Annotated in this window: 9 protein-coding genes; 4 read left to right on the top strand and 5 right to left on the bottom strand. The window is 74.0% G+C overall.

Annotated features, from left to right (window positions below; translation table 11 throughout):
- Positions 1 to 14: 14 nt before the first annotated feature.
- A complete protein-coding gene (locus tag ACFVS6_RS39405) occupies positions 15 to 1955 on the top strand; it encodes an exo-alpha-sialidase (RefSeq protein WP_389711352.1) in 1941 nt (646 codons plus the stop codon).
- On the opposite strand, the gene ACFVS6_RS39410 is transcribed toward ACFVS6_RS39405, so the two are convergent.
- The 3 genes from ACFVS6_RS39410 to ACFVS6_RS39420 all read right to left on the bottom strand — a co-directional run bounded on the left by ACFVS6_RS39410 (position 1956) and on the right by ACFVS6_RS39420 (position 6512).
- The gene (locus ACFVS6_RS39410; protein ID WP_389711353.1) at positions 1956 to 2693 is read right to left on the bottom strand and encodes a class I SAM-dependent methyltransferase; all 738 of its coding nucleotides are present in this window, start codon (positions 2691 to 2693) and stop codon (positions 1956 to 1958) included. It lies immediately after the preceding gene.
- 212 nt (positions 2694 to 2905) lie between these two features.
- Complete coding sequence (locus ACFVS6_RS39415) at positions 2906 to 3100, bottom strand: hypothetical protein (protein ID WP_389711354.1); 195 nt, start codon at positions 3098 to 3100, stop codon at positions 2906 to 2908.
- 184 nt (positions 3101 to 3284) lie between these two features.
- Complete coding sequence (locus ACFVS6_RS39420; RefSeq protein ID WP_389711355.1) at positions 3285 to 6512, bottom strand: BTAD domain-containing putative transcriptional regulator; 3228 nt, start codon at positions 6510 to 6512, stop codon at positions 3285 to 3287.
- A 132-nt stretch (positions 6513 to 6644) separates the two neighbouring features.
- Here ACFVS6_RS39420 and ACFVS6_RS39425 point away from each other — a divergent pair, with 132 nt between their 5' ends.
- Complete coding sequence (locus tag ACFVS6_RS39425; protein ID WP_389711356.1) at positions 6645 to 7871, top strand: amidohydrolase family protein; 1227 nt, start codon at positions 6645 to 6647, stop codon at positions 7869 to 7871.
- Between the two features lie 378 nt (positions 7872 to 8249).
- Complete coding sequence (locus ACFVS6_RS39430; RefSeq protein ID WP_389711357.1) at positions 8250 to 9098, top strand: trypsin-like serine protease; 849 nt, start codon at positions 8250 to 8252, stop codon at positions 9096 to 9098.
- A gap of 51 nt (positions 9099 to 9149) precedes the next feature.
- Here ACFVS6_RS39430 and ACFVS6_RS39435 read toward each other — a convergent pair whose 3' ends face one another.
- The gene (locus ACFVS6_RS39435) at positions 9150 to 10103 is read right to left on the bottom strand and encodes a GlxA family transcriptional regulator (protein WP_389711358.1); all 954 of its coding nucleotides are present in this window, start codon (positions 10101 to 10103) and stop codon (positions 9150 to 9152) included.
- Between the two features lie 113 nt (positions 10104 to 10216).
- Between ACFVS6_RS39435 and ACFVS6_RS39440 the strand changes: the two genes are divergently transcribed.
- A complete protein-coding gene (locus tag ACFVS6_RS39440) occupies positions 10217 to 10903 on the top strand; it encodes an HD domain-containing protein (protein ID WP_389711359.1) in 687 nt (228 codons plus the stop codon).
- A 32-nt stretch (positions 10904 to 10935) separates the two neighbouring features.
- Here ACFVS6_RS39440 and ACFVS6_RS39445 read toward each other — a convergent pair whose 3' ends face one another.
- On the bottom strand, positions 10936 to 11376 hold the full coding sequence (locus ACFVS6_RS39445; protein ID WP_389711360.1) for an NUDIX hydrolase: 441 nt from the start codon (positions 11374 to 11376) through the stop codon (positions 10936 to 10938).
- Positions 11377 to 11499 lie beyond the last annotated feature (123 nt).

The following is an 11499-nucleotide window of genomic DNA, read 5'->3' on the forward strand; positions in this document are numbered from 1 at the left end:
GTTAGCCTGCACGGGTGAGCTCGCACCAAACAGCCGTACGGTTCCTCCTCGCGTCCCGCGTCCGGATCGCGATCGGTGCCGCGGCGGCCACGGCGCTGGCCGTCGCGGCCGCCGTCCTGCTGCCCGCCGCGCCCCCCGACGGCGCGGCGGACGACGGGCCCGGCGGACGGCGGGCCGGCGGCCTGACCGCCGCCCTCTCCGCGCCCTTCAGCGCCTTCACCGAGGGCTACGACTGCTACCGCATCCCCACCCTCACCACCACCCGGGCCGGCGCGCTGCTCGCCATCGCCGAGGCCCGCACCGCCGGCTGCGACGACATCGGCGACATCGACCTCGTCATGAAGCGCTCCACGGACCACGGCCGCACCTGGGGCCCCATGGAGGTCATCCGCGGCGCGGGGGACCCGGGCGCCCACGGGAACCCCGTCCCCGTCGTGGACTCCGCCTCCGGCCGGATCTCCCTGCTGCACGCCTACAGCACCTGGGCGTACGACGACACGGGCAACCGCGTCCGCGGCCCGCGCGAACTGCGCCTGGCCCACAGCGAGGACGACGGCGCGCACTGGAGCACCGACCCCAACCCGCAACCCCACCTCAAGGCCCCCGACCGGGCTTGGATCTCCGTCGGCCCCGGCCACGGCATCCAGCTCACCCCCACCGCACCCGACCGGCCCGGCCGCATGGTCGTCACCGCCGACTACCGCACCGAGTCCCACGAATCCGGTGCCCAGCTCCTCTACAGCGACGACGGCGGCCTCAACTGGCTGCCCGGCGCCCGCTGGGGCGCCCCGGAGGGCACCCCCGCACCCAACGAACCCGCCCTCACCCAGCTCCCCGACGGCCGGATCTACGTCAACGCCCGCTCCACCGCCACCTGCGGCACCCCCGACCACCGCGTGTCCGCGCTCGTCGACGACGCCTCCGCACCCGAGTTCCCCGCCCCCGGCTTCACCCCCGTCACCGGCCTCACCGCCCCGCCCGCCTCCGGCTCCCTCCTCCAACTCCCCGGCGGTCCACTGCTGCTTTCGGCGCCCAGCCGCCCCGGCGCCGAGTTCTCCGACCGCTGGACCCTCGCCGTCCGCACCTCGACCGACCAGGGCCGCACCTGGTCCACCGGAGGCGCCGTCGTCCTGCGCGAACGGGCCGGGTACTCCGACATGGCCGTGCTGCCGACCGGCGAGATCGGCATGCTCTACGAGACCGCGAACGGCACCCCGCACGGCTACGTCAAGTTCACCGCCTTCACCCCGCAGGCGCTGGCCGCCGCCACCGAGGACCTCACCCCGCGCCTCACCCCCGACGCCACCCCGTACCGCAACCACGCCGTCGTGCACGGCGGCCCCCGCCTCGGGAACCGGCCCGACGGCGGGAAGACCATGCGCTTCGACGGCAAGGACGACTTCCTGCGCCTGATCGACTGCCCCGACGAACTCCGCCTGGGTGAAGGGGACTTCGCCGTCGCCGCCTGGGTGAAGTACAAGACCCGGGGCCAGGACCGGGAGAGCGGCGCCCGACAGCCCCTCGTGTGGGGCTACGGCCAGGGACCCGCCGCCAAACAGTTCCGCATCGAGGCCGACCCCGGGACCGGCCGCCTCGAAGGCACCGTCAACGGGGGCATCGGACCCGTCACCGTCGCCTCCCGCGAAGCCGTCGACGACGACACCTGGCACCACGTCGTGTTCCAGCGCGAAGGCGGCCGGCTCCAACTGTCCGTCGACGACGAGACCCCCGCCGTCACCGAACAACCCCCCGGCCGGCTCGACTTCCGGCCCGCCGGAGCCTTCACCATCCACCTCGGCACGCAGCCCGACCAGAAGGCCTTCTACGCGGGCGCCCTCGACGACGTACGGATCTACGGGCGGGCCCTGTCCGACAACGACCGGGCCCGGCTGCGCACCGGCAGCGACGTCACCGACCAGGAGCGGGTGCGGCTCACCTTCGACCGGATCGGCTGATCAGGCGGCCGGGTCACCGGCCCGCCGGGCCAGCACCAGGCGCCAGCGCGGGCTGCCGTCGGACCGCTGCCCGAAGTGCTCCAGCGGGACCGTTGCCACGGTGAAGCCGGCCGCCGTCAGGTCCGCGCGGACCGGCCCGAACGGGAACGTGCGGTAGTACATGACGAACGGCGGCCGCCACACGGCGTTGCGCACCCGCATCACCGCGTCGAAGCCGGTCACCGCCCACCACGCCGGGGAGCCCGGCGGGAACGGGGCGCCGATCGGGAAGGCGAAGAGGCCGCCGGGACGCAGGGCGCGGTGCACGCCGGCGAACAGGGCGGGCCGTTCGGCCGGAAGGAAGTGGCCGAAGGCCCCGAAACTCACCGCGAGGTCGTAGGAGTCGTCGAGCGTCCGCGGCAGCGCCAGCGCGTCCGCCCGTACGAGGTCCACCCCCTCGGGGTGGGCCCGCGCGGCCGCGGCCAGCATGCCCGCGCTGAGGTCGACACCCGTGACCCGGTCCCGGCACAGTCGGCGCAGCATCGGCAGGCCGGCGCCGGTGCCGCAACAGACGTCCAGCCCGGAGTCGAAGGCGCCCTCGTGCTGCGCGAGGGCCTCCTCGACGGCGTCGAGCATCCGGTCGGGGGTGCGGAAGGGGGTCCCGTCGAACTTGGGCGCGAGGAGGTCGTAGCCGCGCTCGACGGAGGAGAGGGCCTGCACGGCCAGTTCGCCCAGGCTCGGGCCCTGTGAGGTGAACACGCCCCCACCCTAGTCACCGCGTCCGCGTCCGGGCGCGGACGTGCGGCGGCCGCGGTGGTCCCCCTCCTGGCCACCGCGGCCGCCGTTCCCCCGTATTGCGCCCCCGTACGTTTTCCCCCGTACGACCCCCCACGTCCCCCGTGAGGGTCGGCCCGCACGTCCCCCGTACGTTTTCCCCCGTACGTCGTGCGGTCGTGCCCCGTGCGGTACCGCTACGGGCGGGTGCCGGACGCGTGGTTGTCCAGCGTCACGATCTCCTCGCCGCCGGCCTCGCCCCGGGCTTCGAGCGGCGGTTCCGCCGGCGGTTCCACCGGCGGGGCCGGCGGCTTGCTGCCGATGCCCGAGGCGTGGTTGTCGAGCGGTCTGATGTCATCGTCGAGCGGCGAAGCGTTCTCGTTCGTCGTCATCGGGTCTCCTGATGGTGGGTCGGGCCCGTTCGGCGATTCCCCCGTGGCCGCCGAACGGGTGGTCCTCCAACGTCGACCCGGGTGCCCCCCCGGCGCTCCGGGTCGATGAACCCATCGTGCCGGACGGCGATAAACGAACGATGAACGCCGCGTCCATCCGGCGAAGGCCCCAGGTCGGCGCCGTTCAGGCGGCGATCTCGGTCGCCAGCAGGGCGCGCACTTCGGCCAGTTCGGTGGAGCCGAGCTGAGCGAAGACGGTCTCCGCGTCCCGCCAGCACGCGCGTGCCCGGTCGGCCTGACCGAGGGACCGCAGCGCCTTCCCCAGGACGGTCAGCACCGTCGCCCGCCGCCATTCGCCGCCGATCCCGCGCAGGGCGATGGCCTGCTCGGCGTGCTTGGCCGCCAGGGTGGGCCGCTGCGCGGCCAGGTGCGCCTCGGCGAGCCGGAAGTGGGTCACGCCCTCCCACAACGGCTGCCGGTTCTCGTGGAACAGCGACAGGGCCTCGCCGAGCTGCGACAGGGCCTCGGTGAGCCGGCCCGCCTGGGTGAGCGCGATGCCCAGCGCGTAGCGACCGTTGGCCAGGCGCAGGGTCAGGCCCATCCGGTCGTAGACGGCGATGCCCTGCTGAGCGAGGTCGATGGCGCTGGACAGCCGTCCCAGCCCGACGTGGATGCGGGAGAGGTTGCACAGGGCGCTGGCCTCACCCACGCGGTTCCCGTCGGCCCGGAAGTTCTGGATGGCCTCCAACAGGTAGCGCTCGCCGTCCGCGTACCGGCCCTGGTAGAGCGCGATGATCCCGCGGTCGTTGGGCGCCCAGCAGCTCGGCAGCGGGTCCTCGGCCTCGCGGGCCAGGTCCATGGCCTGCCGCGCCTCGTCGTCGGCCTCCGCGAACCGGCCCGCGAACAGGTGGACCATGGTGAGGGTGGTGCGGGCGCGCCCCTCGGCCCGCGGGTCCTTGGCCGTCCGGGCGGCCTCGCGCAGGGTCAGCGCCGCCGACTCGTACTGCTTGGAATTGGCACCCGACTCGGCGAGGTCCTTGGCCGCCCACAGCAGGTCCACGGCCCGCCGCAGGACATCGGCCCGGCCGTCGTCGAACCGTCCCCCGCCGTCCGGGCCGTCCGCCCGCGCGCCGTCGTCGCCCGCGCCGGCCCGTACGGCGGCCTGGCGCACGCAGGCCAGCAGCGGGCCGGCCTCGGCGAACAGCCAGTCCAGGGCCGCGGCCGGTTCCGTCAGGACGAGGCCGGGATGGCGGGTCGCGGACAGGTGGGCCGGCAGCCGGTCGCCGGGGCGCTCCAGCGCGTACACCCGGGAGGCGGTCGCCAGGTAGAAGTCGAGGAGCCGGTCGAGGGCGGCGTCGCGGCCGCCCGGCGTCTGCTCGTCCCGTTCGGCGCAGGCACGCGCGTAGAGGCGTACGAGGTCGTGGAAGCGGTAGCGGCCCGGCGCGGCGGACTCCAGCAAGGAGCAGTCGACCAGCGCCTCCAGGAGGTCCTCCGTGTCGTGCTCGGGCAGGTCGAGCACGGCCGCCGCGGCCCGCAGGGAGATGTCGGGGCCGTCGGCGAGGCCGAGCAGCCGGAAGGCGCGCTGCTGGGCGGGTTCGAGCTGGCCGTAGCCGAGCTCGAAGGTGGCCTTGACGGCCAGGTCCCCGGCCTGGAGCTCGTCCAGGCGGCGGCGTTCGTCGGCGAGCTTGGCGGCGAGGACGGAAACGGTCCAGGTGCGGCGGGCCGCGAGCCGGGAGGCGGCGATGCGGATGGCGAGCGGCAGGAAACCGCAGGCGCAGACGACGTCGAGGGCGGCCTGGCGTTCGGCTCCGACCCGTTCGCCGCCCACGATCCGGGTGAACAGCTGTAACGACTCCTCGGGACTCATCACGTCCAGGTCGACGAGGTGCGCCCCGGCGAGGCCCGACATGCGGACCCGGCTGGTGACCAGGGCGGCGCAGCCCGCGGTGCCCGGCAGCAGCGGGCGGACCTGGGCGGCGTCGCGGGCGTTGTCGAGCAGCACCAGGACGCGGCGCCCGTCGAGGAGGGAGCGGTAGAGCGCGGCCCGTTCGGCGGGGGAGTCGGGGATCGAGCTGTCGGGGGCGCCGAGCGCGCGCAGGAAGCAGCCGAGGACGGCTTCCGGTTCGACGGGGCGGGGGTCGGTGCCCTGGAGGTCGATGTAGAGCTGGCCGTCGGGGAAGTACGGCCGGGCGGCGTGCGCGACGTGCACGGCGAGCGTGGTCTTGCCGACGCCTCCTATCCCGGCCAGCGCGGACACGGCCATGACCTTGCCCCCGGCGCCGGCGAGGATGTGGCCGAGCTCGCTGACGAAGGGCGCCCTACCGGTGAAGTCGGGCACCGTGGCGGGCAGTTGTGCCGGACGCACGGTGACGGGGGCGGCGGCCGGCGCGGGGTCCTCGGCCCGGGCCAGCTCGGTGTCCGCGCGCAGGATCCGCTGCTGGAGGGCGGCGAGCTCGGGGCGCGGGTCGACGCCGAGTTCGTCGGACAGGAGCCGGCGCGTGTCGGCGTAGACGGCCAGGGCCTCGGCCTGCCGCCCGCTGCGGTAGAGGGCCAGCATCAGCAGCTCGCGCAGCCGCTCCCGCAGGGGGTGCGCCGCGGTGAGGGCGGTGAGCTCGGAGACGGCCTCGGCGTGGTGGCCGACCTCCAGGTCGAGGTCGAGACGGGCCTCCAGCAGTTGGAGGCGCCACTCGGCGAGCCGGGTCCGTTCGGTCTCGGCGTGCGGGCCGGGGACCCCGGCGAGGGGTTCCCCGTCCCACAGGTCCAGGGCGCGGCCGAGCAGGGTCAGGGCGAGGGCGCGGTCCCCGGCGCAGCGGGCCCTGTCGGCCTCGGCGGCGAGGTCGCGGGCGATCCCGAGGTCGAGGGCCTCGGCGTGGCGCAGCCGGATCGCGTAGCCGCCCGCGTCGGTGACGAGCAGCCCGGGATCGAGGACCTTGCGCAGCCGGGAGGCGTAGGTGCGGATGGTGGCGAGGGCCTGCTGCGGCGGGTCCTCGCCCCAGATGGCGTCGATCAGCTCGGGCGCCGTGGCGGTGCGGCCGTCACGGAGCAGCAGCGCGGCGAGCAGGGCGCGCTGCTGCGGGCTGCCGGAGGGCAGCGCCTCGCCGCCGCGCCAGGCCCGGACGGGGCCGAGGACCGCGAAGCGGTTGTCGCCGGGGGCGGGAGCGGGGGCGGTCGCGGTGTCGTCGGCGGGGCCGACGGATCGGGCCGGGCCGGCGGACGGGGTCGGGCCGGCGGCCCGGGTGGTGCCGGTGTTGTTGGCGGTGCTGCCGGTGGTCCGGGTGGTACCGGTCTGGCCGGAGCCGGAGCCGGTGTCGGACGGGCTGGTGTCGGACGGCGTGGTGCCGGCCGGGCCGGAGGCCGTCCGGGCTGCCTCGGGGTGGTTCCGCTGGTGCGGGATGGCCGGTATGCCGTCCATCGGTCGTCCCCCCTGCCTTCCGTCGTTTTGAGGGCCAGTCTGCCCTGTCTTGCGCGTACACGTCAGTCCGCCGAGGACCGATCCGCCGCCAACTAGCTGACGGTTCGTCAGATCAGCGCTACGGTGTGAGGCATGGAGACCTTCCCGAAGATCATCTCGGTGGACGACCACACGGTGGAGCCCCCGCACGTCTGGCGGGACAGGCTCCCGTCCAAGTACCGGGACATCGGCCCCCGGATCGTCCGCGCCCCCCTCAAGGAAATGACCTTCCTCGGCGGCAAGTTCGCACCCGTCATGGGAGCCCCCGGCGACGACGGCCCCGTCGGCGACTGGTGGGTGTACGAGGATCTGCACCGGCCGCTCACCCGCCTCGACACCGCCGTCGGGTACGACCGTGACGAGATCAAACTGGAAGTCATCACCTACGACCAGATGCGCCCGGGCTCCTTCTCGGTTCCCGAACGCCTCGCGGACATGGACGTCAACCACGTCCAGTCCGCCCTCTGCTTCCCCACCTTCCCCCGCTTCTGCGGTCAGACCTTCACCGAGGCCAAGGACCGTGAGCTGGGCCTCCTCGGCGTACGGGCCTACAACGACTGGATGGTGGAGGAGTGGTGCGGCCCCGAGGCGCGGGGCCGGCTGATCCCCCTGACCCTCGTCCCGCTGTGGGACGCCCGCCTCGCCGCCGCCGAGGTCCGCCGCAACGCGGCCCGCGGCGTGCGCGCCGTCGCCTTCTCCGAGATACCCCCGCACCTGGGCCTCCCGTCCGTCCACACCGACGACTGGGACCCGTTCCTCGAAGCGTGCAACGAGACCGGCACGGTCATCGCCATGCACATCGGCTCCTCCTCGCGGATGCCGTCCACCTCGGCGGACGCGCCCCCCGCCGTCGGCTCCACCATCACCTTCGCCAACTGCTGCTTCTCGATGGTCGACTGGCTGATGAGCGGCAAGTTCGAACGCTTCCCCAACCTCAGGATCATGTACGCCGAGGGCCAGATCGGATGGATCCCCTACATCCTTGAACGCGCGAACGTGGTGTGGGAGGAGAACCGCGGCTGGGGCGGGGTCGCCGACAAGGTGCTGCGCCCGCCGTCCGAACTCTTCGCCGAGCACGTCTACGGCTGCTTCTTCGACGACGCGTTCGGCCTGAAGAACCTGGACTCCATCGGCGTCGGCAACGTCCTCTACGAGACCGACTACCCGCACTCGGACTCCACCTGGCCCAAGTCCCGCGAGGTCGGCGAAGCCCAGATGGGCCACCTCGCGCCGGACGTCGTCGACCGCATCGTCCGCGGCAACGCCATCGACCTCCTGGGACTGACCCCGGAAGGACTGTGGGCGGGACCGGGGGCGTAGGGGCGGGCGCGGCCAAGCACCGCAAGCGCGAGAAGTCCCTCGATCGGCTCGCCGAGGGCGGCCCGCCGGACCTGACCGGCCCTGCGGAAGGGGCGGTCCGCGGGCGGTCGAGCCGGAGGTGATGTTCGGCGCCCGGTCCACCGCGTGCGCGCACCGCGGACGCACCGGCCCCGGGGCCCCGACCGGCTGCCGACGCCGGACGAGGCCCGGGACCGGGCCCCGGGCGCCGGAGGTACGGGAACAGCCGATCGCCTCGGGGCGCCCGTTCCGGCCTCGGCGACGGGAACGCGCCACCCCATCACGTCCGATCTTGCACCCCGGGCCGCCCCCGGGGCATGCTTCGCCGGGGCAAAGCGGGGAGGGACGGGGATCGTGGCGGTGGACAAACGGACCGTGGTGACGGCGGTGCTGTGCGCCTTGGCGGCGCTGGGCGCCTCCGCGGCGGTGGCGGAGTTGGCACCGCCCCCCGAACCGACACCGTCCGCACGGGCCGGGACGGCCGCACCCTCGGGTGCGCCTTCCGGCGCGCCGACCGGCTCGTCGCGATCGCAAGCGCCGAAACCGTTGCTGTCGGACGAGCTGCCGCCGCCCGTGAACCCCCAGCCCGGCGGACCCGCCGCCTTCACCGGCGCCCTGTTCACCGGCGGCCTGGACGGCGACCACTTCTGCACCGCGACGGTGGTCCGCAGCCCCGGCAAGAACCTGATCGTCACCGCCGGGCACTGCCTCCTCGCGGGCAAGCAGCGCGACAGCGCGGGAGGCGCCGTCTTCGCACCCGCGTACGCGAACGGAGTGGCCCCGTACGGCACCTGGAAGATCGAGGAGGTCTTCGAGGACGACCGCTGGGCCGAGGAGACGGACGACGACTACGACCTCGCCTTCGCCCGCCTCGCCCCCGACGACAAGGGGCGCCCCATCGAGGACGTCACCGGCGCCGCCGCCCTGGACACCTCGGGCCGCGCCGGCGAGGAGGTCACGGTGACGGGCTACCCGTCCGACCGCAAGGTGCCCCGCACCTGCACGTCGACCTCCGTCCGACTGAGCCCGACCGAACAGCGCTTCGACTGCGCCGACTTCCCGGGCGGCACGAGCGGCAGCGCCTGGATCAGCCGCGACAGCAAGATCATCGGCATCCTGACGGGCGGCGACACCGACGACGTCTCGACGAGCACGATCCTCGGCGACTACGCCGCCCAGCTGTACAAGAAGGCCACCACAACCCACTGACCCGACCTCCCCCGCAGCCCCTCCCGCCGGCCGCCCCGATCGACCTCCGGCTCAGCCGGTCACCGTGGTGCGGAAACGGGAGGCGTAGGCGGAGGGCGTGGTGCCGAGGTGGCGGGCGAAGGCCCGTCGCAGGGACTCGTCGCTGCCCAGGCCGCTGAGGCGGGCGGTCGTCGTGACGCTCTCACCCCGCTCCAGGAGCATCCGCGCGCTCTCCACGCGCAGCAGCTCCAGGTGGACGGCCGGCGTGGTGCCCGTGTGGGCCTTGAAGAGGCGCGAGAGGTGACGGGTGCTGAGACCGGCCCGCCGCGCGAGTGCCGGGAGGCCGTGATCGGCGGCGGGGTCGGCGACCATCGCGTCCAACAACGGACGCAGGACCGGATCGCGGGTGGGCGAGGTCCGGGACGCCACCGAGAATTGGGACTGCCCGCCCGGCCGTTGCAGGAAGACGACCAGGTCGCGGGCGACCCGGCGGGCGGCCTCCGGGCCGAGGTCCTGTTCCACGAGCGTGAGGCAGACGTCGATTCCCGCCGTGACTCCGGCCGAGGTGAGAACGGGCCCGTCCTGCACGTGGATCGCGTCGGGGGTGACGGTGACGGCCGGGTACGACCGGGCCAACTCGGCCGCGTGTTCCCAGTGGGTCGTGGCCCGGCGACCGTCGAGCAGCCCCGCCGCGGCCAGCGCGAAAGCCCCGGTGCAGACGGCAGCGACCCGCTGCGCGCGCCCGGCCAGATCGGCGACCTGCGCGACGAGCGAGGGGTCGGCGGCAAGGGTCGCCAGGTCGGCGGGCCCGGGGACGACCAGTGTCGCGGTGCGGGTGACCGCCTCCGCGGGGAGGTCGGCGTCGATCCGCAGGCCGGTCGACGTACGCACGGGGCCACCGTCGGGGGTGCAGACCTGCACGACGTAGGGCCGGCCCGCGGTGCTGAACACCTCCAGCGGCGCGGCGACGTCCATGAGCCGCACGCCGTCGAAGGCGAGGACGGTGACGATGTGGGGAGCGGCCATGCGGACACGGTAGCGGCACGCAGTGTCCGGATCCGTGGGGTACGTGGCTTCACGGACATGGCGGGGGTGCCCCGCGCCGGAGGAGGGTGGGGGCACGTCGAGAGGAGCACGCGATGAACGCACGGGCCACGGGCACGGGCAAGGACGGGAACACGGGCGCGTACGGCGACACGGCGGCAGGGATCGCCGTACCCGACGGCGCGCTGGCCGCGGAGGCGACGGCACTGGTGAGGGACACGGCGAGCGAACTGATCTACCACCACTCGCGCCGGGTCTTCTGGTTCGGAAGCCTGCAAGGGCGCCGGAAGGCCCTCGCCTACGATCCCGAACTGCTCTACATCGGAGCGATGTTCCACGACCTCGGGCTCGGTGAGAAGTTCCGGGACAGCGGTCGACGGTTCGAGGTCGACGGGGCGGACGAGGCCCGCCGCTTTCTTGAACGCCACGGAGTCCCGCAGGACGGGATCCGGCGCGTCTGGACGTCGATCGCCCTGCACACCACCCCGGGGATCCCGGAGTTCATGGAGCCGGAGGTGGCCCTCGTGACCGCGGGAGTGGAGTACGACGTCCTCGGCATCGGCTTCGACGAACTCGACGCGGCCGCCCGGGAGGAGATCACCGCACTGCACCCCCGCCCGGACTTCAAGCGCCGGATCCTGGAGGCCTTCACCGAGGGCGTCGCCAGGAAGCCGGAGACCACGTTCGGGAACGTGAAGGCGGACGTGCTGCGGCACTTCGTGCCCGGCCATGCGCCCGGTGATTTCGTGTCGGTGATCCGGGACTCCCGCTGGGAGGAGTGACGACCCCACCGCGCGCCCGGCCCGGACAGCGTCTAGGCCAGCAGCCCCAGGTGGACGGGCTCCACGACCCGGCCCGACAGCAGGTCCGGCAGGCGCGGGGGCCAGAGCGGCTCGCCGAGGACGGCGAGACGCTCCTGGGAGACCCACTGCCAGTGGATGTCGGGGGCTTCGAGGACGGGTTCGCGGGCCGGGCCGGTGGTGACGTAGATGTACTCGTGCTGGCGGACCGGAATGCCCTGGTGGGTGAAGTCGTGCTCCCAGGTGCACAGCAGCCGCTGCGGCTCCAGATCGGTCCACCCGGTCTCTTCGCGCAACTCGCGCCGCACGCACTCCTCGGGCGTCTCACCGGGATCGATCCCCCCGCCCGGCGGCAGCCAGTGGATGCCGACCTCGATGTTGTTCTCCCGGAACAGGAACACCGATCCGCTCGGGGAGAGGACGACAATGCGGGCTGCCTGACGCGGAGTTCTCATCGCTTCAGCGTACGACCGGGGGGTCGGGGGGAGGGAGGGGTGTGCGGGGTGGGGGTGGGGTGGAGTGGGGCGGGGTCGGGGGTGGGCGGGCCGTCCCCGACACGGACCAGCCGGACCCCGCCC

Origin of the sequence: Streptomyces sp. NPDC057939, assembly GCF_042887545.1 — a bacterium.
Lineage (GTDB): Bacteria > Actinomycetota > Actinomycetes > Streptomycetales > Streptomycetaceae > Streptomyces.